The organism is Colwellia asteriadis (assembly GCF_039523295.1).
Classification (GTDB): Bacteria; Pseudomonadota; Gammaproteobacteria; order Enterobacterales; family Alteromonadaceae; genus Colwellia; species Colwellia asteriadis.
In genome coordinates this window covers 126723-152378 of record NZ_BAAAFA010000007.1, presented here as the reverse complement: position 1 = coordinate 152378, position 25656 = coordinate 126723, and the positions used below count along the sequence as shown (strand labels likewise).

Below are 25656 nucleotides of genomic sequence, written 5' to 3'. Positions count from 1 at the left end.
AAGAATTTAGTTAAGGGATACCATCGATTTATGACCGATCTGGCCAAACAAATAGTTCCAGTTAATATTGAAGATGAACTGAAAACCTCTTATTTAGACTATGCGATGAGCGTAATTGTTGGGCGTGCTTTGCCTGATGTTCGTGATGGGCTAAAGCCTGTACATCGTCGTGTACTTTTTGCCATGGATGTTTTAGGCAACGACTGGAATAAAGCTTATAAAAAATCAGCACGTGTTGTTGGTGATGTTATTGGTAAATACCATCCTCATGGCGATACCGCTGTTTATGATACCATTGTTCGCATGGCTCAACCTTTCTCCTTAAGATATATGTTGGTTGATGGCCAAGGTAACTTTGGCTCTGTCGATGGTGATAGCGCTGCGGCAATGCGTTATACCGAAATTAGAATGGCTAAAATTGCTCACTCAATTTTAGCTGATTTAGATAAAGAGACGGTGGATTTTGTACCTAACTATGATGGCACAGAATTTATTCCTGCGGTTATGCCAACACGTATACCTAATTTACTTGTTAATGGTACTTCCGGTATTGCTGTTGGTATGGCTACCAATATTCCACCGCACAATTTAACCGAAGTCATTAATGGCTGTTTAGCGTTAATTGAAAATAGTGATATCACTTTCGAAGAATTATTAGAGCACATTCCAGGTCCTGATTTTCCAACCTCAGGTATTATCAGTGGTCGTGCTGGTATCGAAGAAGCTTACCGTACGGGTCGTGGTAAAATAAAAATTCGTGCCCGCGCAGAAATTGAAGTTAATGAAACTTCAGGTAAAGAAACCATTATTGTTCATGAATTACCTTATCAAGTAAACAAAGCTCGCCTAATTGAAAAAATGGCTGATCTTGTTAAAGAAAAACGCCTTGAAGGTATTTCAGCATTACGTGACGAGTCTGATAAAGACGGTATGCGTATGGTTATTGAAGTGAAACGCGGTGAAGTAGGAGAGGTTGTTTTAAATAACCTGTATAAACTTACACAAATGCAAGTTTCATTTGGCTTAAATATGGTGGCATTAACTAATGGCCAGCCAAAAATATTTAATCTAAAAGAAATGTTAGAGGCGTTTGTTTTACACCGTCGTGAAGTGGTTACTCGTCGTACTATCTTCGAATTAAGAAAAGCACGTGAGCGTGCTCATATCTTAGAAGGTTTATCGATTGCTTTAGCGAATATTGATCCAATTATTGAATTAATTAAGAGCTCAAGTAACCGTAAAGAATCAGAAGAAAAGCTTATTGCGCAAGGTTGGCAATTAGGCAATGTTGCTGAAATGTTAAGTGCCGCTGGTAATGATGCAGCTCGACCTGAATGGTTAGAGCCAGAATATGGTATTAGAGACGGTTTATATTACTTAACAGCTGAGCAGGCCAAGGCAATTGTAGACTTACAGTTATACAAACTGTCAGGCATGGAACATGAAAAAATTCTTAGCGAATATAAAGCGTTATTAGATCTTATTGCTGAATTAATGCATATATTGGCAACACCAGCACGCTTAATGGAAGTTATTTGTGAAGAGCTTATTGCCATTCGTGATGAGTTTGGTGATGAACGTCGTACAGAAATTACCAATGCTTCACATGATTTATCGTTAGAAGATTTAATTTGTGAAGAAGATGTTGTAGTAACTTTATCCCATGAAGGTTATGTAAAATATCAAGTGTTAAGTGATTATCAAGCGCAGCGTCGCGGTGGTAAAGGTAAAGCAGCAACTAAGATGAAAGAAGAAGACTTCATCGAGCGTTTATTAATTGCCAATACTCACGACACAATTTTATGTTTCTCAGATCGCGGTAAATTATACTGGTTGAAGGTTTTCCAATTACCGTTAGCAAGTAGAACAGCTCGTGGTCGACCGATTGTAAATATTTTACCATTAGAAGCTGACGAACGTATTACTGCTATTTTACCAGTACGTGAATATGCTGAAGATAAATATATTGTGATGGCAACGGCTTCAGGTACAGTGAAGAAAACACGTTTAGATGCGTACTCTAATCAACGTGCTAACGGCATTATTGCGCTTAACTTACGTGATGACGATACGTTAATTGGTGTCGATATTACCGACGGTAATAACGACATTATGTTGTTCTCTGATGAGGGTAAAGTGGTTCGCTTTAACGAAAAAGTACGTGATAGCGAAACAGGTGAAATTAAGATTGACCCTGAAACAGGTGAGCAGCGCTGGGCATTAAAACCTATTGGCCGTACTGGTACTGGTGTTCGCGGTATGAAGCTTGAAGGCAACCAAAAAGTTGTTTCATTAATTGTACCTAAAAATGACGGTGCAATTTTAACCATTACTGAAAATGGTTTTGGTAAGCGTACAGATTTAGCTGAGTATCCAGCGAAGAGTCGTGCAACAAAAGGTGTGGTATCAATTAAGGTAAGCGAGCGTAACGGTAAAGTTGTTGGCGCGGTTCAAGTTGAAGATCTTGATGAAATAATGCTTATTACTGATAACGGAACATTAGTTCGTACTCGTGTTAATGAAGTAAGTGTTATCGGTCGTAATACCCAAGGTGTTCGCATGATACGCACTGCTGACGATGAACATGTTGTTGCCTTACAACGTATTGATGAAATTGAAGCGCCTGATGATATTGACGAGGCTTTAGATGCTGAGGTTACTGACGGTGAACAAGCTGATGTTCCTGTAGAAAGAAACTCTGCTGAGCATAATGCACAGCAGGATACAGAAACAAAAGCAGAAGACAACAATAACGAATAGTTGTCGCAGAACATTAACAAGGGCGGCTAATAACCGCCTTTTTTAATGTGCATTTTTAGGGGATTTAGCGTTGAGGTATTACCTCACGCCGTTGTTTAAATTTTTAATTAGGAAATTGAAATGTCAAAGGTTTTTAATTTTTGTGCGGGACCTGCCATGTTGCCCGCAGAAGTTATGGCAACAGCACAACAAGAATTTATTAATTGGCAAAATACAGGTAGTTCGGTAATGGAGCTAAGCCATCGTAGCAGCATTTATATCAAAATGGCTGAAACGGCTGAAGCCGATTTACGCGCGTTAATGTCAATACCTGATAATTATAAAGTACTTTTTTGTCATGGTGGCGGTCGAGGTCAATTCTCTGCTGTACCTTTAAATTTATTACCTGTAGGTAAAGTGGCAGACTATATTGTTTCAGGATCATGGTCAAAATCAGCAGCGGCGGAAGCGAAAAACTTTGGCAATATCAATACGGTTGATATAACTAAAGAAGTTGATGGCAATATTACTGTTTTACCCGTAAAAGAGTGGCCATTAACGCAAGATGCTGCGTATGTACACTACTGTCCTAATGAAACCGTTAATGGCATTGAAATTAACGAACTACCTAACACTAATGGTGTGCCAATTGTTGCTGATATGTCATCAACAATTTTATCGCATGAAATAGATGTTAGTAAATTTGGTCTTATCTATGCTGGTGCGCAGAAAAATATAGGCCCTTCGGGCTTAACTATCGTGATTGTTCGAGACGACTTATTGGGTAATGCACAACATGCAACGCCTTGTATTATGAATTATAAAACGACGGCTGATAATGATTCTATGTATAACACGCCACCTACATATGCATGGTACCTGGCTGGTTTAGTCTTTAAGTGGCTTAAAGCCTACGGCGGTGTAAAAACGATAGAAAAAGTGAATAAAGCTAAAGCTGAATTGTTATATAAGGCGATAGATGGTAGTGATTTTTATACCAATAACATTACTGAGCAATATCGCAGTAAAATGAATGTGCCATTTTGGTTAACTGATGAATCGCTTAATGAGCAATTTTTACAAGAAGCTGAGCAAACAGGGTTAACCGCACTAAAAGGTCACAGAATCGTCGGAGGCATGCGTGCCAGTATTTATAATGCAATGCCAATTGAAGGCGTACAAGCATTAGTCGAGTTTATGCAACAGTTTGAAAAGAGGAATAGATAAGGTGGAGCAACTAACATTAAACCCAATCAATAAAATTAACGGTGATGTTTTTTTACCGGGCTCTAAAAGTTTATCTAATCGTGCATTGTTAATTGCATCGCTTGCAAAAGGGGTTACTAAAATCACTAATTTATTAGTGAGCGATGATATTAATCATATGCTAAATGCACTCACAAGCCTTGGTATTGACTATAAACTTAGTGATTGCGGTACAGAGTGTACGGTTGTCGGAAATAACGGTTTTTTTAACAGCCAAGCACCATTAGAGTTATTTCTAGGTAACGCAGGTACCGCAATGCGCCCATTATGTGCTGCACTTGCTGCAAGCCAAGGTGAATATATCTTAACAGGTGAGCCTCGCATGAAGGAGCGCCCCATTGGGCATTTAGGCGATGCTTTAGTACAGCTAGGTGCTGATATTGAATATTTAGAAAACCCTGGTTATCCGCCGGTAAAAATTAAAGGCAAAGCATTAACAGGCAATGCTGTAAGTATTGACGGTTCAATATCTAGCCAATTTCTAACCGCAGTACTAATGATTGCTCCGTTGTTATCAACAGATACTGTGATTAATATTGAAGGTGAGTTGGTTTCTAAACCTTACATTGATATTACTCTTGATATTATGCAACGTTTTGGTGTTAGCGTACAAAACAATGATTATAAATCTTTTACTATTATTGGTAATCAAACATATCAAGCTTTAGATAAGTATATGGTTGAAGGTGATGCCTCATCAGCGTCTTACTTCTTAGCTGCTGGAGCGATAAAAGGTGGTGAAGTTACAGTGCATGGTGTAGGTAAATTGAGTGTTCAAGGTGACAAGCATTTCGCCGATGTTCTGGAAAAAATGGGCGCAGAAATTCATTGGAATGATGAATCAATTACCGTTATTGGTAAGCCGTTAACTGCGGTTGATATGGATATGAATCATATTCCTGATGCCGCAATGACAATTGCAACGACCGCGCTTTTTGCGAAGGGCACAACAAGTATTCGCAATATTTATAACTGGCGAGTAAAAGAAACCGATCGATTAAACGCCATGGCTACCGAATTAAGAAAAGTTGGCGCCGAGGTAGTTGAAGGTGAAGACTATATTTCTATCACACCACCAACCTCTCTGAAACATGCAGAAATTGATACTTATGACGATCACCGAGTAGCGATGTGCTTCTCTCTTGTTGCCTTAAGTGATACTGCAGTTACGATCAATGACCCTAAATGTACGGCAAAAACATTCCCTGACTATTTTGACAAGTTAGCTCAAGTTTCTTGTTAATTATTTTACAGAAAAGCATTTATACGCGATTTTACTAAATAAATCCCGTATAATGCCGCCGATTTTCGATGTTAGGAGAAAGAAGTATGCAGGAAAGCATTCCAGTTATTGCCATTGATGGCCCTAGTGGCGCAGGTAAGGGTACCGTTGCGAGACTGGTTGCTGAGCAACTAGGCTGGCATTTATTAGACAGCGGTGCAATCTATCGTGTATTAGCAGTAGCAACGCAACATCATCAAGTGAGCCTTGACGATGAAGAGCCTCTAATTCCTATGGCAGCACATTTAGATGTGCAATTTAAAATTAGTAGCCAAGGCGAAAGTAAAGTTATTTTAGAGGGCGAAGATGTTACTCACACTATTCGCACTGAAGAAATTGGTATTTTGGCCTCTAAGGTTGCCGCGTTTCCACGTGTCAGAGAAGCATTACTCCGCCGCCAACGTGCTTTCAAAGTATCACCAGGCTTAGTTGCCGATGGTCGAGATATGGGAACAGTTGTTTTTACAAGTGCTCCCGTTAAAATCTTTTTAACCGCTAGCGCAGAAGAACGTGCGCAGCGAAGATTTAATCAGTTGAAAGAAAAGGGCTTAGATGTTAAAATCGGCCGCCTTCTGGATGATATACGTCAAAGGGATGAACGAGATAGTAACCGAAAGGTTGCCCCGTTAGTACCTGCAGAAGGTGCGTTAACTATAGATTCTACTGACCTTTCCATTGAGGAAGTGGTTAATAAAATACTTTCATTCTCGGATGGAAAGTTAACATAAATAACCTATTCTTAATTAGCTAACTTTGTACTGCTACTTAAGTAATTTAACAAATGTCTACTGTAAGGATGCACTGGACACTTTTAACAACCCCATGAAACAATGACGTTGAGTGGATTAATAACTGAGTTTATAAGTAAGTTATGACTGAAAATTTTGCGCAACTTTTTGAAGAAAGTTTAAAAGAAATCGAAACACGTCCAGGTTCAATTATCCGTGGTACTATCGTTAAAGTAACTAAAGATAACGTAATCGTTGATGCTGGCCTTAAATCTGAGAGTGTTATCTCAATTGATCAATTCAAAAACACTGCTGGTGAAGTAGAAGTAGTTGTTGGTGATGAGATTGATGTTGCATTAGATGCAACTGATGACGGTTTTGGTGAAACAATCCTTTCTCGTGAAAAAGCAAAACGTCACGAAGCTTGGCAAGTGCTTGAAAAAGCATATGAAGAAAAAGAAACTGTTATCGGTGTTATCAACGGTAAAGTTAAAGGTGGTTTCACTGTTGAAGTTAGCAACATTCGTGCTTTCTTACCAGGTTCATTAGTTGATGTTCGTCCAGTACGCGACACAGCTCACCTTGAAGGTAAAGATTTAGAATTCAAAGTTATTAAGCTTGATCAAAAGCGTAATAACGTCGTTGTTTCACGTCGTGCTGTTATCGAAGCTGAAGGCAGTGCAGAACGTGATGAATTACTTGAGTCATTAGCGGAAGGCCAAGAAGTTAAAGGTATCGTTAAGAACCTTACTGATTACGGTGCATTCGTAGACTTAGGTGGTATTGATGGTTTACTTCACATTACAGATATGGCTTGGAAGCGCGTTAAGCACCCAAGTGAAATCGTAAATGTTGGTGACGAGATCCAAGTTAAAGTATTGAAATTCGACCGTGAGCGCACTCGTGTATCTCTAGGTATGAAGCAATTAGGCGAAGATCCATGGGTAGCAATTGCTAACCGTTACCCAGAAGGTTCTAAACTTTCTGGTCGTATCACTAACCTAACTGATTACGGTTGTTTCGTAGAGATCCAAGAAGGCGTTGAAGGTTTAGTTCACGTTTCTGAAATGGATTGGACTAATAAAAACATCCACCCATCTAAAGTTGTTAACTTAGGTGACACAGTTGAAGTACTAGTATTAGAAATTGACGAAGAACGTCGTCGTATTTCTTTAGGTCTTAAACAGTGTATTGCTAACCCTTGGGAAGAGTTTGCTAAGAACTTCAACAAAGGTGATAAAGTTTCAGGTAAGATCAAGTCAATCACTGACTTCGGTATCTTTATCGGTCTTGACGGCGGCATTGATGGTTTAGTTCACTTATCTGATATTTCTTGGAATGGCGGTGAAGAAGCTGTTCGTGAATATAAGAAAGGCGACGAAATCACAGCTATCGTTCTTCAAGTTGACCCAGAGCGTGAACGTATCTCTCTAGGTGTTAAGCAAGCTGAAGACGACCCGTTCAATATGTACCTTGCAGATAAGAAAAAAGGTGCTATTGTTACAGGTAAGATCACAGAAGTTGATGCTAAAGGCGCTACAATTGAGTTAGCAGAAAGTGTTGAAGGTTACTTACGTGTAAGTGACATTTCTGTTGACCGCATTGAAGACGCATCTACAGTATTAACTGTTGGTGACGATGTTGAAGCTAAGTTTATGGGTGTGGATCGTAAGAACCGTACTATTAGCTTATCTATCAAAGCGAAAGACCAAGCTGAAGAACGCGATGCAATGGAAAACTTAAACCAAGTTGAAGAAACTGGTTTAAGCGCTATGGCAGCAGCATTCAAAAACGCTAAAAACTAATTTATCCCGATAAAGGATAACTAGCTTTGCAAAAGAGTTGTAGTAAATACAACTGGTGAGAAGAGTGTTATTTATTTTATAGATATGGCTCTTCTCTTATTTTAAACTCCATTGGCCGGAGCTAACTTTTACTCTAGAGTAAAGCTGTACGGTGCTAGGTAACTACTGAGAGGTCTTATGACTAAGTCAGAACTTATTGAAAAATTAGCCGATAGATTAAGTCATTTATCAGCTAAAGATGTGGAAAAATCTATAAAAGAAATCTTGGAATTAATGGCTTCATCTTTATCTAAAGGTGAACGCATAGAAATTAGAGGTTTTGGTAGTTTTTCATTACATTATCGTGCACCTCGTGTTGGCAGAAATCCAAAAACAGGTGAATCAGTTGAGTTAAGTGGTAAATACGTACCTCACTTTAAGCCTGGTAAAGAGTTACGCGAAAGAGTTAATCTTTCCGCGGCATAAATTGCAAACTAAGATAAAAAATTAGATAATAAACGGCATGTTAACCCATGCCGTTTTTTTTGGTCTTTACACTTATAAGGCGAGCCTACGTGCGAGTTTATCTAACACTATTTATTATTTTTATATTATTGGCTATTGCTTTTGTCTTCGGTAGTCAAAACAGTCAATTAATAACCCTTAATTATTTAATTGCCCGTACTGAAATGACAGTTGCTGCAGCTGTTAGTATATTTACAGGTATCGGCTTTGTACTTGGCTTATTAGTTACACTATGCTGGCGACTAATCCGTCGTAGTAAAAAAGCGTTCACTAAAAATAAATCTCAAGAGACCTAATGATAGAATTACTTTTCTTATTACTGCCTGTTGCTATGGCTTATGGCTGGTTTATGGGCCGAAATAGCATTAAACAAAATCAGCAAACAGCCAAGCAAGACCTATCAATAAAATATTCTACAGGGTTAAATTACCTTTTATCAAATCAACAAGATAAAGCGATAGATTCATTATTAGACGCGTTAAAAGTTGAGGACGATAGTGTGGAAGCACACTTTGCCATGGCTAATTTGTTTCGAAAGCGTGGCGAATTAGACCGAGCGTTGAAAGTACATGAGCACCTTGTCAGGTTGAATCATTTACCAACCAAAGATAAACAACAAGCGGTATTTGAACTAGGTAAAGATTTTTTAAGTGCGGGACTCTATGATCGCGCTGAAAAAATGTTTTCAAAGCTACTTAAATCAAAAGATTACGGCGTTAAGTCACTAAGTTATTTATTACAAATTTATCAATCTACTAAAGATTGGCAACAGGGGCTTAATCATAAAAAAACGATCATTAAGCTAAATGATAAAAGACAATTACATACTTTAGCTAATTTTTATTGTGAACTGGCAACGAGTGCCTTTGCTGAAGATAAATTTATTGAGGTGATCGAGTTATTAGAGCAAGCGCTGAGCTTAGACCCTAACTCTTGTCGTGCTAACTTCTTAATGGCAAAAATTTATGAAAATCATGAGCAATGCCAATTAGCATGTCAATGTTACCAAGCTATTTATCATCAAGATAAGGATTTTTTTCCAGACGTTATTGATTCCATGAAAGCTTGTTACACTCGTTTAGATGCACTGGATGAATTCTATGCTTTTATTAAAAAGGTTTATGATGAAACCGCGGGGTCAAGTGCATTGATTTGCTACTTAGAGCATGTGGAAGCAAAACACAGTAATAAAAAAGCTATTGAGTTTATTCTTTCTGCATTAAAAAGAAGACCAACAATTAGAGGTTTTCAACATTTTGTTAACATGCAAAAGAATCAAGAAAACGAAGCAGAAAATAGCACTAGTTTAGGTTTGATTAAAGAGTTAATTAGCGAGTATTTAAAAGTTAAACACAGGTATAATTGTCACAGTTGTGGTTTTAATAGTGCAACCCATTATTGGTCATGTCCATCATGTCATGAGTGGGAACAATTGAAACCAGTGCGGGGCCTTGAAGGCGAATAAACAGTATCTTCGTTGTTAATTTCAACAATATTATTGTCAACAGTACTCACTGACATTCGTCAGCTCCGTGCTCTTTCCGCAATATTGAAGAAATTACCTTAGAATATTCAGTTTATTAAATTACGTTATTATTTGAAAAATAAAATTAAATCTTTGATATGTATTGAAGATATTAAGTACAGAATACAAAGGAAAAAACATGAATGATCCAAAAGTAGTAGTTGCGTTAGACTTTGATAAAAAAGCTGATGCTTTATCATTTGTTGACCGAATTGAACCAAGTGATGCTCGTCTGAAAGTTGGCAAAGAAATGTTTACTTACTTTGGTCCTGAGTTTGTTAAGCAATTAACAGGGAAGGGCTTTGATGTTTTCTTAGATTTAAAATTTCATGATATTCCAAATACTGTCGCCAAGGCAGTAACGGCGGCGGCAGACTTAGGGGTCTGGATGGTAAATGTACACGCTAGCGGTGGTAGTCAAATGATGACCAAAGCAAAGCAAGCGTTAGATCTATATGGTAATGATGCTCCATTGCTGATTGCGGTAACGGTACTTACAAGTATGAGTGAAAATGATCTTCGTGGTTTAGGTATTACTAAATCTCCTGCTGAGCAAGTTAACTTTTTAGCAAATTTGACCAAAGAAAGTGGTTTAGATGGTGTGGTTTGTTCAGCAATGGAAGCGGAACAATTAAAATTATCATTAGGTAAAGAGTTTAAATTAATCACACCAGGGATCAGACCTGTAGGCTCTGCTCAAGATGACCAACAGCGTATCATGACGCCGAAGCAAGCAATTGATGTTGGCGTTGATTATCTAGTGATAGGCCGCCCGATTACTAAAGCACAAGAGCCACAGTTAGTACTTCAACAAATTAATGCTTCAATTAAATAAGTATTTAGCTAATGATGTAAGAAAGTGATTAAGACTGAATTGCTAATTCGTGTTTAATTTTTTTCATAAATGAGCGTTACTTTCAAATTTTAGGCATAAAAAAGCTAGGATAAACCTAGCTTCTTTTATATTATTTTTTCGAGTAGTTACTTTTCGTAATTACTGATAAAGGCAACTAAATCTAATACCTTATTAGAGTAACCAATTTCATTATCGTACCAAGATACTACTTTAACAAATGTATCTGTTAATGAAATACCTGCATTCGCATCAAATACTGAAGTACAAGTTTCACCAATAAAGTCATTCGAAACAACTTGATCTTCGGTGTAACCTAAGATACCACTTAATTCACCTTCTGCTGCTGCACTCATCGCTTGACAAATTTCAGCATAAGTTGCTGGCTTTTTAAGGTTAACGGTTAAGTCAACTACTGAAACATCTGGCGTTGGTACGCGAAATGCCATACCGGTTAGTTTGCCGTTTAATTCAGGGATAACTTTACCAACCGCTTTAGCAGCACCTGTTGATGAAGGAATAATGTTTTGACCAGCACCACGGCCACCACGCCAGTCTTTAGCTGATGGGCTATCTACTGTTTTCTGTGTAGCAGTTGTTGCATGAACTGTAGTCATTAAGCCATCTTGAATGCCCCAGTTATCATTTAACACTTTAGCGATAGGCGCTAAACAGTTAGTAGTACAAGAAGCATTTGATACAATATCTTGGCCAGCGTAATCATTTAAGTTAACACCGCAAACAAACATTGGTGTATCGTCTTTAGATGGCGCACTTAATACAACTTGTTTGGCACCAGCAGTAATATGTTTACGTGCGCTCTCATCTGTCAAGAATAAACCTGTTGACTCTACTACAACGTCAACATCGATTTCATTCCATTTTAAGTCTTCAGGGTTACGCTCTGCAGTAACACGAACAGCATTACCATTGACAATTAACTGACCGTCAACAACATCAACAGTACCTTTAAAACGACCGTGTGTTGAGTCATACTTCAGCATGTAAGCCATGTATTCGATGTCCATTAAGTCGTTGATACCAACAACTTCAATATCGTTACGCTCTACAGCTGCTCTAAATACAAAACGACCGATACGGCCAAAACCATTAATACCAACTTTAATTTTCATCTGGGAAACCTCATATAATCATTATGTAGTAAAATTACATCATTTTGAGAATATTACAAGCTAAACATGGTAAATATGACTAAAAATTTCACGATTATTGAAATAATTAGTACAATACTGGTTTAATGGGTCATCCTAGATTAATAAATTTTAATATTATTATGCTTAATCCATGATCTACACTTTGTTGAGTGGCTCGTGCATGATAGAATGCGCGAAATTTTCGAGGATACTTAGCTTTTCTAGCTAAATAATTGACTCCTGCCTTATTAAAAACAAGGAACATACTTTATGACACAAGATAAAATTCTGTGTGACATTGGCTTTATTGGCTTAGGTGTAATGGGTAAAAACCTAGTACTTAACTTAGCTGATAATGGCTTTAACATAGCGGCTTTCGACTTAAGTGATGAGAAAGTTCAAGCGGTTAAGGCTCAAGACGAAGCTGAAAATACAACAGGTACACCACGAGTGTATGGCTGTTCGTCTTATACTGAATTATTATCGCAATTAAAAGCACCGCATTTAATTGTATTGAGTGTTCCAGCGGGGGCACCAGTTGATCAAGTATGTGAAAACCTTATTGGTGCTGGCATTCAGCCAGACGATATCATTATTGATACTGGTAACAGCCTTTGGGTTGATACCGTTGCTCGCGAACAAAAATATAAAAGTAACTTTTTACTCTTTTCATCAGCTGTTTCAGGCGGCGAAGTTGGCGCTCGTTTTGGTCCAGCCTTAATGCCAAGTGGCTCTCCTTATGCATGGGCTCGTGTTAGACCAATTTGGGAAGCTATTGCCGCTAAAGTTGACCCTGCAACAGGTAAGCCTTTAGAGCGTACTCAACCTGGTCAGGTTATTAGTGAGGGCGAACCCTGTGCGGCTTACATTGGGCCAGCAGGAGCTGGGCATTACGTTAAAATGGTTCATAACGGTATTGAATATGCTGATATGCAAATCATCTGTGAAGCTTACCACGTTCTAAAATCTGGCTTAGGTTTAAGTTGTGATGAAATTGCTGATATTTTTGAAGAGTGGAATAATGGCCCGCTTGATAGCTATTTAATGGAAATATCAGTTGAAGTATTACGTCATAAGTCGTCAGATACTAATACACCCATTGTTGAGTTAATACTTGATAAAGCTGGCCAAAAAGGTACAGGGCTGTGGACGGCTATGAGTAGTTTAGAAGTAGGTTGCCCAGCACCTACTATTGCACAAGCGGTATATGCTCGCTCAATCTCTTCTTTTAAGGATTTACGTACGCAAGCTTCAACACAATTACAAGGTATTGAAGTATCGCCAGTTTCTGATGCAGAAAAAGCACAGCTTATTGAGCAACTCCATGATGCTATTTACTGTGCAAAAATGTGTGCTTATGCACAAGGCTTTCAGTTAATGAAATTGGCAGCAAAAGAGCACGGTTGGACACTGGACTTTGGTAGTATTGCTAAAATTTGGCGTGCTGGTTGTATCATTCGTGCAGCATTTTTACAGTCAATTACTGAAGCATTTGACCGTAATGAGAATTTAGAAAACTTATTACTTGATGACTTTTTCACACAGCAGTTAGGTGAAAGACAATTAAACTGGCGTAAAGGTATTTGTTTTGCAACGATGCAAGGTATTCCTACAGGTGCACTTTCGTCGGCGTTAGCTTATTATGACTCAGTAAGGTGTGAAACATTACCTGCGAATTTATTGCAAGGTCAGCGTGATTTCTTTGGTGCACATACTTTTGAAAGAACAGATAAGCCTGCAGGTAAAAAATATCATGTTGAATGGTCAACAAAAGATAGAGCAACAATTGCAATAGATAGCTAAACTATAAGTTAACTTTATTAGCGGCTGTTATTAACAGGAGTTGCGTATGTCAAATGATGAAAAATACCGTGATAAGCTTTCAGTAGATGCTTTTAAGGTGTGTCGTTTAGCCGCTACAGAGCAGCCATTTACGGGTAAATATAATGATCATTGGCGAGTAGGAACATATGTTTGTGCTTGCTGTGAACAGCCTTTATTTATCAGTGAAACTAAGTTTAATGCTGGCTGCGGCTGGCCAAGTTTTTTTCAAGCTCTTGAGCATAAAGTTGCCTATATTGAAGATAATAGCCACGGTATGCAGCGTACAGAAATCCAATGCCAAAACTGTCAATCTCATTTAGGTCATGTGTTTAATGACGGACCAGAGCCTACAGGCCAACGCTATTGTGTTAACTCATTAAGTTTAGATTTTATTGAAAATTAATGATTGATATTGAGTACCAAAAAAGCCTAATAAATAATTATTTATTAGGCTTTTTTGGTTTCTAAAGTTAAAAGTTCAGCTATCGCTAATATTTAGGAGTAGTAAAGCTACCAGCTAAGATATTATCAAGTGTATTCATTGCGACTTCATCTAAAAATTCATGATCTAATTGATAAGCTTGTTGGTATTGCTGTAATGTTTCAACCACCCATTTATCAGGGGTTTCTTGTGCCAATTCATAGGCTTTAAGCCATATATAAGCTTGTTTGTACTCTTTTTTATTGGTGAAAATAGTGGCTAGTGTTTGCAAAGTTTCCACCTCAAGCTCTGTTTGTGGTTGGTGCAATTCTAAAGAACGATAAAGTAATCGCAGGGTTTTTTTAGGCTCTCGTTTCACATAATAAGTTGCTAAATGATACTGATCTATTGCGTTTTCTAAGATAGGTGATCCCTCAAGCGCTAAAAATTTTTCTAATGCTGTACGATTTGCTGTTCTTGACCAATGATAATACAACAGGTGAGGGTGTTCAGAGCTTGCCGTTTCATCAGTAAGGGCTACTAAATGTGCTTTCGCTTTTAGTAAGTGATTTTTTCTCATTGTCGTTTTTTCTTTCAGCTTTATGTGCTGAATTTGAGAAGCTAAAGCCATACATTTAATATAACTTTCATAAGCGAGTAGTAGCGTAAACTTTTCAATATCAGCACTGGGTTTGTTTTTTAAGGCGATACGAGATAAAGAAACATTATTACGTTCTACTTTACACCAATTATCTTTACCAAAATCGTTACATATTTCAGTGTTCTCTTGGCATAATTGCGCCAAGTTAGGGCTATTGTCACAACCAGCTATGGTTAATGGTAAAAAGATAATAAAAAATCTTAATTTCATTTTAATCTCTGTGTTCAGTGTTTATAAAAGTAAATAAACCATAAATTTATTTTTGTAACCTATGGAGAAATGTTTCATAGTGAATTACAATGCGCGTGTGATTTAGTACTACCCCATTTATCCGCTATTATTTAACAGGTAGTAGGTATTATCTGCTAATAATAGACTATTGTTCAATTGACTGTAATAAAAGGTTTAATCAATGACTTCTCATCTTGAGGAAATTTACCAAGCAAGCTGGCAAGAGCGTCAAACGTTCGCTGAAAATATGCAACCGATTATCGGGCAACTCTTTAGAAATAAAGGCATTGAAATTTCAGTATACGGTCGTCCATTACTGAATGCATCGCCAATTGATATCATTAAAGCACACAAGTCGGTGGCTTTACATGAAGAGAGTAAATTACGTTTACGTGAAAGTTTTCCATTTGTTAATGCTATTAATAACATGGATTTGGCGCCTGCGCGTATTGATGTGGGTAAGCTTGCTTATCGTTACCTATATTTAGGCGAAGCAAACGATTTATCAATTGAACAATACCTAGAGAAAGAGCTGACTGCGGTTAGCCGTGATAATACCGGCCAGCAAAGCCAAGATATTGTTTTATATGGCTTTGGCCGCATTGGTCGCTTGTTAGCGCGCTTATTAATAGAGCAAACTGGTCCTAATGCCAAATTAAACCTTCGTGCTATTGTTTTACGCCCAAGTAAAGGTGAAGATGATTTAGCTAAGCGTGCAAGTTTGTTACGCCGTGATTCTGTTCACGGTGCATTTAATGGCAGTATTACTATTGATAATGAGAACAATGTTATCAAAGCGAATGGCGCATTTATTAAAGTTATTTATGCTAAATCACCAGCCGAAGTTGATTATACTGAACATGGTATTAATAATGCGTTAGTTGTTGATAATACAGGTATCTGGAGTGATGAAGAAGGCCTAGGACAACACCTTAAATCTAAAGGTGTTGCTAAAGTTTTACTAACCGCTCCTGCTAAAGGTGATATTAAAAACATTGTCTACGGTGTTAACCATGACATGATTTTAGCTTCGGATAACATTGTTTCAGCAGCAAGCTGTACAACAAATGCGATTACGCCAGTGCTTAAAGCACTAAATGATGAGTACGGTATTAAAAATGGCCATGTTGAAACTATTCACTCGTACACTAATGATCAAAACTTAATTGATAATTATCACCCAGCGCCACGTCGTGGTCGTAGTGCTCCACTAAATATGGTTATTAGCACAACAGGTGCAGCTAAGGCGGTAGCTAAAGCATTACCTGAGCTAAAAGGTTTATTAACAGGCAATGCTATTCGTGTTCCTACGCCTAATGTTTCAATGGCAATTATGAATTTAAACCTTAATAAAGCGACAGACAAAGAAGCGCTAAATGATTATTTACGCAATATTTCTTTAAAATCAGACTTACAAAACCAAGTAGATTATACCGCTTCAAGTGAGATTGTTTCTACTGACTTAGTAGGCTCTCGTTATGCTGGTGTTGTTGACTCTCAAGCAACAATTGTTGATGGCGATCGTGCCGTATTATATGTTTGGTATGACAATGAGTTTGGTTATAGTTGTCAGGTAGTTAGAGTAATGCTTGCAATGGCGGGTATTACCGTACCAACATTGCCAGCAATATAAAACAATAAATTAATTACTATTCTTTAAGCCCATCAGCTTTGTTGATGGGCTTTTGATATTTTTAAAGGCATAAAATTTGTGTTATTAAGCCTAATTATAAAATTTATTAAAAATCGCTTAAGTTTACATTTTTCCGGCCGATAGAGAATAACAGTTTACTTTAACGAGGGTGTTTTTATGTCAATAACTATTGGTGGCTCTGCAAGTTCAGTACAAACAAATACAGATACAGGGTTTGCGCTTAAAACTGCCAACTTAGCGAAAAAACAACAAGAGCTAGAAGGGCAGATGGCAATTCAAATGATACAATCTGCTAGTATTGATAACGTTGCCCCTGCGTCTGGCAGTGTAGGTAGTAACATTAATATTAAAGTGTAACTACTATTAGCATGAGCTAAATGCATCGCGCAGGTTTTGGTAAACCTGCGTATTTTGTTGCTTGTTTTGCGGGCCCATCAGGAAATAAACGGTATAAATATCGGCTACTTGCTTTTTCTTCGCCAAACTCACTTTTCATTGCTTTTGTGAGCGCTCTAATTGCGGGTGAGGTGTTGTACGTTAAATAAAAGGTACGAACAAAGTTAATAACCTCCCAATGCTCATCACTTAGCGTGAACTTATCATTTGTTGCCATAACCTCTGCTAACGCTTCTGACCACTGTAAATGATCAAGTAAATAGCCTTGTTTATCGGTGGCGATTTCTTGTTTGTTAAATATTAATGTTATTGCCATGTTATTACTTTATCGTGGGTAAAAGTTAAAGAAACTAAATCTTCCATCGTTATCTCTTCAATTGTTTGAGGGGCTATTATTGCTCTAGCTTGTGCGTGATCTTGCAGTACCTTTATCGTTAACTTATTTTCTTGAGCGAGTAAATTTGTCGTTAACGGGTGGCTAAGGTTGTAACAACCGTCATCACAAAAAATAATAGTGTCATTGCTTTGCGCAATAGAAAGGCATTGTTCAAAGTCAGAGCGGTGAAATGCAGAGCTACGAATAAGGTGTAAAATACTCACGAATTAAAACCTCAGTATTTGTTGGTGCATTGCTAAATGTTTAGCAAAGCTTTCAGGCGGTAAGACTTGTACATTATCAATATGAAAGCTTTCACTTAAATTACGTACCGTTAATGACTCTTGGCAAATATAAATGTCTTCAATATCGTAGAATTCAAACGCAGAGAATGTTTTCAAATAATCTTTAGCAGATATCTTCTGTGGGGTTTGCTGATCAATTAATTGATAAACGCCATCACCTTGAAAAAATAGAGAAACGCCTTGTTCAAACGATGCAAAAATTAATGCTACATCGAGTGATTCTTTACCTAAATTACTATTATAAGGTGCGCTACTATTAATTATAGCTAATAGGTTCGTTGTCATTGCTACTCATATTACCTTGTAAATTTGTATTAGAATTGAACCAAACGTGTACTGTTTGTTGTTAGGGAGACTAATTCACCTAAACCTGAAACGGTGAATATTGGATTAATATTAATTGCACTGCCTTCACTTAATGCATCGCAGGCAATACCGCGTTTTTCTGCTGCGGTAATACATAAATGTAGTGCTAGCCCAAACTCCTGATGTAATTGCGTTAATTTTGCAACCGCTTGATACTCATCGCTCGCAATGTGTATATTGCTATTGGCGTGCAAAGCACCATCTTGATAGAAAAAAACACCCACTATATTAACATTTAAGCGTAATGCTGCTTCTATGTAATCAATAGCCGTTACTGTTAAATTGCTATAGGGTGGAGTGGTTATCAGTACAGCCAATTTATCCACAAAAATTCCTAATAAAAAGTAGCTAAAAAAAAACCTCGCAAAAGCGAGGTTTATTATTATAAAGCACTAGCGTACAGATGAAAGCAGCTTAGTACATTATTTTATTAGTCATCACTACCTAATACGCCTAGTAGGCTTAATAGGTGAACGAAGATATTATAAATGTTCAAGTATAATGAAATAGTTGCACGAATGTAGTTACGCTCACCACCATTAATGATTCGGCTTGTATCAAACAAAATCAAACCAGACATAATCATAATTACCGCTGCACTTACGGCAAGTGATAATGCTGGGATTTGGAAGAACATATTAGCAATACTGGCAACCACTACTACGATTAGGCCAACCATTAAAAAACCACCCATAAATGAGAAGTCTTTTTTGCTTGTTAGTGCATAACCCGATAGGGCGAAAAAGATCAATGCGGTACCACCAAGGGCTTGCATGATTAATGCACCACCATTTGGCATAGCAGCATAAACATTTAACATTGGCCCTAAAGAGGCGCCCATTAAACCAGTAAATGCGAAAATCCAGTAAATACCGCTAGCAGAGTCAGCTTTCTTGTTAACAACAAACATTAAGCCAAAAGCGACTAATGTCATAACAAGTGCAGCGATATGTGATAGGTTCATCGCCATAGAAATGCCAGCAGTAACAGCACTGAAGGCGAGAGTCATTGATAACAACATGTAAGTATTTTTCAATACTTTATTAATTTCTACAGCAGAGCTTTGACTCGCTGTTTGAAAATTCATATTAGATTGCATAAAACTTCCTTAGGTATTTAATTCTAATTATGTAAATAAGGTCATTTTAGTTAAGTTCAAGGTTTCTCGCTTTTATTAACATAACGCCTTATGACATATTATGGCACGGTGTTTTTTAAAATACTATGATTACTATAACTTACTGAGCCTTATAAATTGTTTTCTTTTGTAACAAAGCGCTTATTTAATTTTATTACTTTATCGTGTTGTAATTTATAGAATAAATTAACAATAGCAACCTTGAGTTTAGGTTTGAGTTATAAAGGTTGAATTAAAGCTGATACAGCCTCCTTTCTATAGCAACTGTTTAAATGGTCGTTAATTAACCCAGTTGCTTGTAAATGAGAGTAAAGCGTCGTTGAACCTAAAAACTTAAAACCTCGTTTTTTTAACTCCTTAGCCAAAACATCACTAATCGGGGAGGTTGCAACGTAGTCCTCAGCGCTTTCAATGTTATTAACAATAGGGGCGTTATTAACATATGACCAAATAAAGTGCGTAAAGCTGCCAAACTCTGTTTGAATTTCTATAAAGCGTTTTGCGTTATTTATCGCTGCCTCTATTTTTAAGCGGTTTCGAATAATTGCAGCATCTTGCATTAAGCGCTCAACATCTTCTTGGTTAAACTTAGCAACAGCTGTGACGTCAAAATCAGCAAACAAGCGGCGATAGCCTGCTCGCTTTTTGAGTATGGTATACCAACTTAATCCAGCTTGAGCAGACTCAAGTACCATAAACTCAAACATTGTTTTATCGTCATAAACGGGAACGCCCCATTCTTCATCATGGTATTGGACGTAATCAGGTTTCGATAAGTCGACCCAAGGGCAGCGACAGAGGGGTTCATTTTTCATCTGGACTTCCATATTCTTTTACGCAATGACTTGCATTCGTTTTTATTTAGGCGGCGTGTTGCAATTATTTTAATAAATACCTTACGCTAAACATGCTAGAGAGTGAACCTTTTAACGCGTTAAATGCCGTACTCAATGAACGGTTACGCAAATAATTACGCTAGCGTTAAGTGACAGGTAACAACCTATTACAAATTACCTTTTTGTATAGCTTTTTTTTCCTTCTCTTGTCGATTAAATTTTAATCACTAGATGAGCGCAAAATAAAAAGGATATTTATAATGAAAAGTATATATAGAGGAATAATTATGTTAACGCTATTAGTGTTAGCAATGTTTTCGTATGGTTTGGGTTTTGCTGAAGGGGCGGTAATATTTGTTGTTATCGGTGCTTTATTTGAAATCGTTTTTTGGTTGGGCGTTTTTCGTTATAGTCCTGCAAAAATGAATAGTAAGCCTAAACATAGTTAAAAGAGTTACTTTATATTTAAGTTACATACCCTGCAGGCTAATATAACGCCAGCCTGCGAGTATATAACAATATAACTATGCTTTTTCGGGTAGAGAAAAAGCAATATGTTGATGTAATCTTACTAATAACTCTTCTTGTTCAACAATCATGTTGAGCTTCTCAGAAAAATCTCGTAATGCTTGCTCTATTTTATTAACAAACTTACCATAGCCATGAGCGTTTTTATCGAGTTCACTCGCAACGAAAATCAATTGTGCGGTATCAACTAGTTTAGCTGAATCCCATTTGCATGTATAACCACCACTAGTATGAGTGGGGTTATAACCGAGCATTAAGAGTTCGCCATTGGTGATCACATTCTCATCTTCGCCTTTACGTACAATTGGCACTAAGCCATTAGCTATAATCGCTCCATTGTGTAAATTATGCTGTTTAGCACTTTGGATAAAAGCATCAGCGATCAAGTTATATAATGGGTTGTAACGTTCATACTCATTTTCATCTGGTGTTGCTAGTGAACGAACTCGATGATTAATAGGGAAGTCAACAACGGCATAAGTGAGGGCGTCAGTATTTTGCGGTAATGTATATTCATCTGCCATATATCTTTCAGAGATAGCACGAAACTTATGAGCTTGACTCCCTTCAACCCCTTTACTTTTAGCAAATAAATCATAAGTTAAGTGTTGATGGTCACTAACGCGACATAAACTTGTATCGAGTGCTATTTCTGTAGTGAATTCGCTAATGGCTTGGGCGGCTAAACGATGAAATTTTGCTGATTGCACACGAATATCTTCGCCACTAGATAAAAAAACTAACGTGATTTTTTTCGCTTTATTCTGGCCATTATAAAATGAATTCTGGCTAGTATGATATTTAGGATTATAGAGAAATAATACTTGCTGCTTAGTTTGTGATACCACTTTTTCAGGGCTAAACCGTACCCGTGCAAACTTATCATTAGCAATAAATTGTGCATTCTCAATAGCAAGCTGGCTGGTTATATTAAAAAATATCTCGGAGAGCTTTTGGTATAGCTTTTCATAGGGGACATTGTTATTTTCATCAATAAGGTTGCTATATTTTGCGAGTAATTCATCAGTTAATGGAATTTTTGCCATTAAATATTGGTTTTCTCTTGCTGATGTTGGGATATAAACTTTGTGTTGTGTGTTTCGCATACGAGATAAGGGCATTAGGTCACCTGTAAATATTGTGTTGATTTTATTGTGTTAGCTTTGCGTGCAGTATACTGTGCGCGTAAACAATGAAATATGATGTAAATCAATATTAAAGCTGGCATTATGTTAAAAAATGTAACGCTATAGAGTATGCCAAATAGGCAAGTAGTGTATGACTAACGTGTTTGGAGAAGTGGCAATGAAAAAAATTAAAAATGAAGCAGAGTTATTGAAAAAAGCACTGATTATTGGTGAAAAGTATGCCATCAACCGAGGATACGAGTCATTCAAACCAACCAATTCTGCGAAAGATAAAATAGAAAGCCTGTATCGTTTATTAGTTAATGACAAACTTATTCATCCGTTACCTGTTGAAAATGAAAATCAATTAAATATGCGACATAAATTGGCTTTATGGATTGCTAAGCAGTTACCTGAAGGGCATGCGTTATTAAAATAGACTTACCTCAATATTATGGATTAAAAGGGGGAGGTTTAGCCTTTTTTATAACGAGTATTGCTCTACTTAGAATAAATATTCTAAAAACGTAAATAAAGAGGCATTTTTTCATAGTATTCGGCTGTTAAGGCTGCTAGATTAATCGTGGGATTACTTTGGAGAGTTACCTATGACATACATGCGATATTGCTAATGGCATGTATACACACTTATTAATAAAGCAGTAAAGAGAGCAGAACATGTACCAAACTGACGATGTGCGCATCAACAAAATCAAAGACTTATTACCTCCTATCGCATTACTGGAACGATTTCCAGCGTCAGAAAAAGCCACTCAGTCGGTTGTTGCTGGTCGTGCGAGTATTCATAATATATTAAATGGTAAAGACGATAGACTACTGGTTGTAATTGGTCCTTGTTCTATTCATGACCCTAAAGCAGCACTTGAATACGGACAACGTTTAGTCGCTCTACGTGAAAAATATAAAGACACGCTTGAAGTCGTTATGCGTGTTTATTTTGAAAAACCACGTACAACAGTCGGCTGGAAAGGCTTAATTAATGACCCGTTCATGGATAATAGCTTTAAACTTAATGAAGGTTTACGCTTAGGTCGTAAATTGCTCCTTGATTTAAATGAACTTGGTTTGCCTACCGCGGGTGAGTTTTTAGATATGATCACACCACAATATATGGCTGATTTTATGTGTTGGGGCGCTATTGGCGCACGCACAACTGAATCACAAGTGCATCGTGAGCTCGCTTCTGGTTTATCATGTCCTGTTGGTTTTAAAAATGGTACCGATGGCACTATCAAAATAGCAATCGATGCAATTGGCTCTGCCGCCGCATCGCACCACTTTTTGTCTGTGACTAAGTTTGGTCATGCAGCCATTGTTGAAACAACAGGTAATACCGATTGTCACATTATTTTACGTGGTGGTAAAACACCTAACTTTGACGCGAAAAGCGTGCAAGCAGTTACTGAGCAATTAGCATCAAGCGAGCAAAATACGAAAGTGATGATTGACTTTAGTCATGCTAACTCGAGCAAGAAATTTGAAAATCAAATGCTCGTGTCAACAGATGTTAGTGAGCAAATTAGCCAAGGTAATCAAAATATCTTTGGTGTTATGGTTGAAAGTCATTTAGTTGAGGGCAATCAAAGTTTGGTCAATGGTAAAGCTGAAGTTTATGGACAAAGTATTACCGATGCTTGTATTGGCTGGGCTGACACTGAAACTTTATTAGCGCAATTAAGTGCTGCTGTAACAAACCGCAGAGAAATTACTGAATAAATAACACTAATGTAAAATAAAGGCATTGCAAATAAATAATGACTTAGCACAATAACTCAGTATTTTTTTATGTTTTGAATAATATCATTACGTTGTAATTCATGGTAAAAAACCTAATTAGTTTATTATTAATTAGGTTTTTTTGTTTATGTCGCCAGTTTTATCTCCTTCAGAAAATCAACAAGTTATCCAAGACATTTTAGCGACAATCGAATCAGTCGTTTTAGGTAAACCTCAAGAATGTAAACTTGCGCTAGCCTGCTTGTTAGCACAAGGGCATTTACTTATTGAAGATTTACCTGGCATGGGTAAAACAACACTTGCGCATATGTTAGCGACTACTTTAGGGTTAAGTTACCAACGCATTCAATTTACTAGTGACTTATTACCGGCTGATGTAGTGGGTTTTTCAATGTTAAATCATACGGATAATAGCTTTGAATTACACAAAGGCGCTATTTTTAATCAAGTGGTTTTAGCTGACGAGATAAACCGTGCTAGCCCTAAAACACAGTCAGCTTTACTTGAGGCTATGGCCGAAGAACAAGTCAGTATTGATGGTGCTACCTATGAGCTACCGAGTCCATTTTTTGTCATTGCAACGCAAAACCCACTATCACACTCGGGCACTTACCCATTACCAGAGTCACAACTTGATCGCTTTATGATGCGCTTATCACTAGGGTTTCCTGACTTAGCAGCAGAAAAGAAAATTTTACTCAGTCATAACGGGAAAAACAAAACGCTCACCAAAGCGCCAACCGTAAATCATACCGCAATTATTGATCAAGCGGGGTTATTAGCCATGCAGCAAGCAGTACAAGAAGTGACAGTTGCCAATGATGTGCTTGAATATATTATTGCCTTAAGCCATATAAGTCGCAGTGCTTATGTTGATAAACCTTTAACCGCTCAGCAATCAAATAAAACAGGTAGTTTAGGTGACTTACATTGTAATCCGTTATCACCACGCGCATCTAAAGCCTTGTTAAGCGCCGCTAAAGCTGTCGCTTTTATTGATAACCGTGACTATGTACTACCAGATGACGTACAAGCGGTTTTTTATGTGGTGTGTCAACATAGGTTGGAGCAAACCCCAACGCAAATACTGAGTCAACATGCTCAAAAAAATAGTATTGCGCAGCGTATCTTAGAGCAAGTTGATGTCTTGAATCCTTTGGCTTACTAACAAATGACACTTAAAGAAAATGCACTAACATGGTTTACACAACGAGCAAACTCTTGGCTTACTAAACGTATCCCTGCAGCAAACTCTCATACGCTTAGTAATCGTAATATTTTTATTTTACCTACGCCTTTTGGTATTGCTTACTTAAGTTTTGTCTTGTTGTTGTTTTTACTTGGCACTAATTATCAAAATAACATTATTTTGTTACTGAGTTATTTATTAGCGAGCTTTTTTATTACCGTCATGATGCATAGCTTTTTAAATTTCTCAAAGCTCAAAATTACAGTACCAGTAAATCAGCAACATCAATTGGGTTATGCTGGGCAACCCCTTTATTTTCCGTTAATAATTAGCGCGGTTAAAAAACATTACCACGTAAATTTTCAACTTAAATCGTTGCCACCCCAATTAAACTTTGATGATCGCAAAGCTTCATTAGCGTGTTGTGAAAAAGGCGATAATAGTCGACAGTTGCTAATTATCGGGCAGCAGCGTGGGGAGTATTCACTAGGCCGAGTTACTATTTATAGTGAATACTCGTTTGGCTTGTTTAAAAGCTGGAGCCAACTCGACTTTGCCCAGCATGTAACCCTGTACCCTAAACCTAAGCGCATAGTTAGTAAGCAATATGCTTTATTAAATGATAAAACTGAGCAAGGAGAGTCTATCTCACTTCGAGGTAACCGTGGTATTGATGACTTTTCAGAGCTAAAACATTTTGTGCGTGGTGAGTCTAAGGCACGTACTGCCTGGAAGCAGTTAGCGAAAGGTCAAGGTCACTTTACTAAGCATTATCAAGAAAACCATGGTGGATTACTGTGGCTTAAACTAAGTGATATGCCAGCAGAAAATATAGAAACACAATTGAGTTATTTAACTTTTTTAGTAAACGAGTTAACCCGAACAGAGCAAGTTTTTGGTTTACAATTAAATAGCTCACATAGTGAAATTTTACCTAATAGTGGTAGCAGCCATCAACAACGTTGCCTACAAGCCTTGGCGCGTTTTTAG

At 37.4% G+C, this 25656-nt stretch carries 27 protein-coding genes; 18 read left to right on the top strand and 9 right to left on the bottom strand.

Translation table 11 applies throughout. The annotated features are described in order from the left end of the window. The first annotated feature begins 30 nt into the window (after positions 1-30). The 9 genes from gyrA to pyrF all read left to right on the top strand — a co-directional run bounded on the left by gyrA (position 31) and on the right by pyrF (position 10684). A complete protein-coding gene (gene gyrA / locus ABD005_RS11310; protein WP_215979183.1) occupies positions 31-2760 on the top strand; it encodes a DNA topoisomerase (ATP-hydrolyzing) subunit A in 2730 nt (909 codons plus the stop codon). Between the two features lie 120 nt (positions 2761-2880). Next, positions 2881-3966, top strand: a complete 1086-nt coding sequence (gene serC / locus ABD005_RS11305) for a 3-phosphoserine/phosphohydroxythreonine transaminase (RefSeq protein WP_343817470.1) — start codon at positions 2881-2883, stop codon at positions 3964-3966. A 1-nt stretch (position 3967) separates the two neighbouring features. Then, positions 3968-5248, top strand: a complete 1281-nt coding sequence (gene aroA, locus ABD005_RS11300) for a 3-phosphoshikimate 1-carboxyvinyltransferase (protein ID WP_343817469.1) — start codon at positions 3968-3970, stop codon at positions 5246-5248. An 86-nt stretch (positions 5249-5334) separates the two neighbouring features. Further along, a complete protein-coding gene (cmk, locus tag ABD005_RS11295) occupies positions 5335-6015 on the top strand; it encodes a (d)CMP kinase (RefSeq protein WP_215979180.1) in 681 nt (226 codons plus the stop codon). A gap of 143 nt (positions 6016-6158) precedes the next feature. Further along, on the top strand, positions 6159-7820 hold the full coding sequence (gene rpsA, locus ABD005_RS11290) for a 30S ribosomal protein S1 (protein ID WP_215979179.1): 1662 nt from the start codon (positions 6159-6161) through the stop codon (positions 7818-7820). Positions 7821-7997: 177 nt separating this feature from the next. Then, complete coding sequence (gene ihfB, locus ABD005_RS11285; protein WP_215979178.1) at positions 7998-8285, top strand: integration host factor subunit beta; 288 nt, start codon at positions 7998-8000, stop codon at positions 8283-8285. A gap of 89 nt (positions 8286-8374) precedes the next feature. Continuing rightward, positions 8375-8620, top strand: a complete 246-nt coding sequence (locus ABD005_RS11280) for a lipopolysaccharide assembly protein LapA domain-containing protein (RefSeq protein WP_343817467.1) — start codon at positions 8375-8377, stop codon at positions 8618-8620. Then, positions 8620-9789 carry a lipopolysaccharide assembly protein LapB gene (gene lapB / locus ABD005_RS11275; RefSeq protein WP_215979176.1) on the top strand — a complete coding sequence of 390 codons (1170 nt, stop codon included), beginning with the start codon at positions 8620-8622 and terminating at the stop codon, positions 9787-9789. Before ABD005_RS11280 ends, lapB begins: the two co-directional genes overlap by 1 nt. A gap of 199 nt (positions 9790-9988) precedes the next feature. Next, the gene (gene pyrF / locus ABD005_RS11270; protein ID WP_215979175.1) at positions 9989-10684 is read left to right on the top strand and encodes an orotidine-5'-phosphate decarboxylase; all 696 of its coding nucleotides are present in this window, start codon (positions 9989-9991) and stop codon (positions 10682-10684) included. 146 nt (positions 10685-10830) lie between these two features. On the opposite strand, the gene gap is transcribed toward pyrF, so the two are convergent. Then, complete coding sequence (gene gap / locus ABD005_RS11265; protein ID WP_215979174.1) at positions 10831-11835, bottom strand: type I glyceraldehyde-3-phosphate dehydrogenase; 1005 nt, start codon at positions 11833-11835, stop codon at positions 10831-10833. 291 nt (positions 11836-12126) lie between these two features. Between gap and gndA the strand changes: the two genes are divergently transcribed. Beyond that, positions 12127-13659 carry an NADP-dependent phosphogluconate dehydrogenase gene (gene gndA, locus ABD005_RS11260; RefSeq protein WP_215979173.1) on the top strand — a complete coding sequence of 511 codons (1533 nt, stop codon included), beginning with the start codon at positions 12127-12129 and terminating at the stop codon, positions 13657-13659. 46 nt (positions 13660-13705) lie between these two features. Beyond that, positions 13706-14083 (top strand): peptide-methionine (R)-S-oxide reductase MsrB, encoded by a 378-nt coding sequence (gene msrB, locus ABD005_RS11255; RefSeq protein ID WP_215979172.1) that lies wholly within the window; start codon positions 13706-13708, stop codon positions 14081-14083. A gap of 85 nt (positions 14084-14168) precedes the next feature. Here msrB and ABD005_RS11250 read toward each other — a convergent pair whose 3' ends face one another. Beyond that, positions 14169-14972, bottom strand: coding sequence for a DUF2989 domain-containing protein (locus ABD005_RS11250; protein ID WP_343817465.1), 804 nt, complete (start codon positions 14970-14972; stop codon positions 14169-14171). A 202-nt stretch (positions 14973-15174) separates the two neighbouring features. Here ABD005_RS11250 and ABD005_RS11245 point away from each other — a divergent pair, with 202 nt between their 5' ends. After that, the gene (locus ABD005_RS11245) at positions 15175-16626 is read left to right on the top strand and encodes a glyceraldehyde-3-phosphate dehydrogenase (protein WP_343817464.1); all 1452 of its coding nucleotides are present in this window, start codon (positions 15175-15177) and stop codon (positions 16624-16626) included. Positions 16627-16803: 177 nt separating this feature from the next. Further along, positions 16804-17004 carry a hypothetical protein gene (locus tag ABD005_RS11240; protein ID WP_215979169.1) on the top strand — a complete coding sequence of 67 codons (201 nt, stop codon included), beginning with the start codon at positions 16804-16806 and terminating at the stop codon, positions 17002-17004. Positions 17005-17020: 16 nt separating this feature from the next. Here ABD005_RS11240 and ABD005_RS11235 read toward each other — a convergent pair whose 3' ends face one another. From ABD005_RS11235 to ABD005_RS11210, 6 genes are all read right to left on the bottom strand, one after another. Beyond that, positions 17021-17359, bottom strand: coding sequence for a TusE/DsrC/DsvC family sulfur relay protein (locus ABD005_RS11235; protein ID WP_215979168.1), 339 nt, complete (start codon positions 17357-17359; stop codon positions 17021-17023). Beyond that, on the bottom strand, positions 17350-17643 hold the full coding sequence (tusB, locus tag ABD005_RS11230; protein ID WP_343817463.1) for a sulfurtransferase complex subunit TusB: 294 nt from the start codon (positions 17641-17643) through the stop codon (positions 17350-17352). The genes ABD005_RS11235 and tusB overlap by 10 nt, the downstream gene beginning before the upstream one ends. A gap of 3 nt (positions 17644-17646) precedes the next feature. Continuing rightward, positions 17647-18009 (bottom strand): sulfurtransferase complex subunit TusC, encoded by a 363-nt coding sequence (gene tusC / locus ABD005_RS11225; protein ID WP_343817462.1) that lies wholly within the window; start codon positions 18007-18009, stop codon positions 17647-17649. Positions 18010-18038: 29 nt separating this feature from the next. Next, positions 18039-18416 carry a sulfurtransferase complex subunit TusD gene (gene tusD, locus ABD005_RS11220; RefSeq protein WP_215979165.1) on the bottom strand — a complete coding sequence of 126 codons (378 nt, stop codon included), beginning with the start codon at positions 18414-18416 and terminating at the stop codon, positions 18039-18041. 104 nt (positions 18417-18520) lie between these two features. Continuing rightward, positions 18521-19189 (bottom strand): Bax inhibitor-1/YccA family protein, encoded by a 669-nt coding sequence (locus ABD005_RS11215; protein ID WP_343817461.1) that lies wholly within the window; start codon positions 19187-19189, stop codon positions 18521-18523. Between the two features lie 257 nt (positions 19190-19446). Continuing rightward, on the bottom strand, positions 19447-20043 hold the full coding sequence (locus tag ABD005_RS11210; protein ID WP_343817460.1) for a DNA-3-methyladenine glycosylase I: 597 nt from the start codon (positions 20041-20043) through the stop codon (positions 19447-19449). 281 nt (positions 20044-20324) lie between these two features. Between ABD005_RS11210 and ABD005_RS11205 the strand changes: the two genes are divergently transcribed. After that, the gene (locus ABD005_RS11205; RefSeq protein ID WP_215979162.1) at positions 20325-20513 is read left to right on the top strand and encodes a hypothetical protein; all 189 of its coding nucleotides are present in this window, start codon (positions 20325-20327) and stop codon (positions 20511-20513) included. Positions 20514-20588: 75 nt separating this feature from the next. Here ABD005_RS11205 and ABD005_RS11200 read toward each other — a convergent pair whose 3' ends face one another. Then, positions 20589-21713, bottom strand: a complete 1125-nt coding sequence (locus ABD005_RS11200) for a DUF3083 family protein (RefSeq protein WP_343817459.1) — start codon at positions 21711-21713, stop codon at positions 20589-20591. A 184-nt stretch (positions 21714-21897) separates the two neighbouring features. Between ABD005_RS11200 and ABD005_RS11195 the strand changes: the two genes are divergently transcribed. The 4 genes from ABD005_RS11195 to ABD005_RS11180 all read left to right on the top strand — a co-directional run bounded on the left by ABD005_RS11195 (position 21898) and on the right by ABD005_RS11180 (position 25656). Continuing rightward, positions 21898-22158 (top strand): DUF5062 family protein, encoded by a 261-nt coding sequence (locus ABD005_RS11195; RefSeq protein WP_215979302.1) that lies wholly within the window; start codon positions 21898-21900, stop codon positions 22156-22158. Between the two features lie 239 nt (positions 22159-22397). Further along, a complete protein-coding gene (aroG, locus tag ABD005_RS11190) occupies positions 22398-23456 on the top strand; it encodes a 3-deoxy-7-phosphoheptulonate synthase AroG (RefSeq protein ID WP_343817458.1) in 1059 nt (352 codons plus the stop codon). Positions 23457-23604: 148 nt separating this feature from the next. Continuing rightward, positions 23605-24645, top strand: a complete 1041-nt coding sequence (locus ABD005_RS11185) for an AAA family ATPase (protein ID WP_215979159.1) — start codon at positions 23605-23607, stop codon at positions 24643-24645. 3 nt (positions 24646-24648) lie between these two features. After that, entirely contained in the window at positions 24649-25656 is a 1008-nt protein-coding gene (locus ABD005_RS11180) for a DUF58 domain-containing protein (protein ID WP_215979158.1), read from the top strand.

Coding starts and splice junctions, on each gene's coding strand:
- lapB (WP_215979176.1), top strand. CDS start 8,620: ATGATAGAATTACTTTTCTTATTACTGCCTGTTGCTATGGCTTATGGC.
- ABD005_RS11215 (WP_343817461.1), bottom strand. CDS start 19,189: ATGCAATCTAATATGAATTTTCAAACAGCGAGTCAAAGCTCTGCTGTA.
- gap (WP_215979174.1), bottom strand. CDS start 11,835: ATGAAAATTAAAGTTGGTATTAATGGTTTTGGCCGTATCGGTCGTTTT.
- ABD005_RS11250 (WP_343817465.1), bottom strand. CDS start 14,972: ATGAAATTAAGATTTTTTATTATCTTTTTACCATTAACCATAGCTGGT.
- pyrF (WP_215979175.1), top strand. CDS start 9,989: ATGAATGATCCAAAAGTAGTAGTTGCGTTAGACTTTGATAAAAAAGCT.
- gndA (WP_215979173.1), top strand. CDS start 12,127: ATGACACAAGATAAAATTCTGTGTGACATTGGCTTTATTGGCTTAGGT.
- msrB (WP_215979172.1), top strand. CDS start 13,706: ATGTCAAATGATGAAAAATACCGTGATAAGCTTTCAGTAGATGCTTTT.
- ABD005_RS11235 (WP_215979168.1), bottom strand. CDS start 17,359: ATGGCAATAACATTAATATTTAACAAACAAGAAATCGCCACCGATAAA.
- tusC (WP_343817462.1), bottom strand. CDS start 18,009: ATGACAACGAACCTATTAGCTATAATTAATAGTAGCGCACCTTATAAT.
- rpsA (WP_215979179.1), top strand. CDS start 6,159: ATGACTGAAAATTTTGCGCAACTTTTTGAAGAAAGTTTAAAAGAAATC.
- cmk (WP_215979180.1), top strand. CDS start 5,335: ATGCAGGAAAGCATTCCAGTTATTGCCATTGATGGCCCTAGTGGCGCA.
- ABD005_RS11210 (WP_343817460.1), bottom strand. CDS start 20,043: ATGAAAAATGAACCCCTCTGTCGCTGCCCTTGGGTCGACTTATCGAAA.
- ABD005_RS11240 (WP_215979169.1), top strand. CDS start 16,804: ATGTCAATAACTATTGGTGGCTCTGCAAGTTCAGTACAAACAAATACA.
- ABD005_RS11180 (WP_215979158.1), top strand. CDS start 24,649: ATGACACTTAAAGAAAATGCACTAACATGGTTTACACAACGAGCAAAC.
- gyrA (WP_215979183.1), top strand. CDS start 31: ATGACCGATCTGGCCAAACAAATAGTTCCAGTTAATATTGAAGATGAA.
- ABD005_RS11195 (WP_215979302.1), top strand. CDS start 21,898: ATGAAAAAAATTAAAAATGAAGCAGAGTTATTGAAAAAAGCACTGATT.
- ihfB (WP_215979178.1), top strand. CDS start 7,998: ATGACTAAGTCAGAACTTATTGAAAAATTAGCCGATAGATTAAGTCAT.
- ABD005_RS11245 (WP_343817464.1), top strand. CDS start 15,175: ATGACTTCTCATCTTGAGGAAATTTACCAAGCAAGCTGGCAAGAGCGT.
- ABD005_RS11200 (WP_343817459.1), bottom strand. CDS start 21,713: ATGCCCTTATCTCGTATGCGAAACACACAACACAAAGTTTATATCCCA.
- serC (WP_343817470.1), top strand. CDS start 2,881: ATGTCAAAGGTTTTTAATTTTTGTGCGGGACCTGCCATGTTGCCCGCA.
- ABD005_RS11205 (WP_215979162.1), top strand. CDS start 20,325: ATGAAAAGTATATATAGAGGAATAATTATGTTAACGCTATTAGTGTTA.
- ABD005_RS11185 (WP_215979159.1), top strand. CDS start 23,605: ATGTCGCCAGTTTTATCTCCTTCAGAAAATCAACAAGTTATCCAAGAC.
- aroG (WP_343817458.1), top strand. CDS start 22,398: ATGTACCAAACTGACGATGTGCGCATCAACAAAATCAAAGACTTATTA.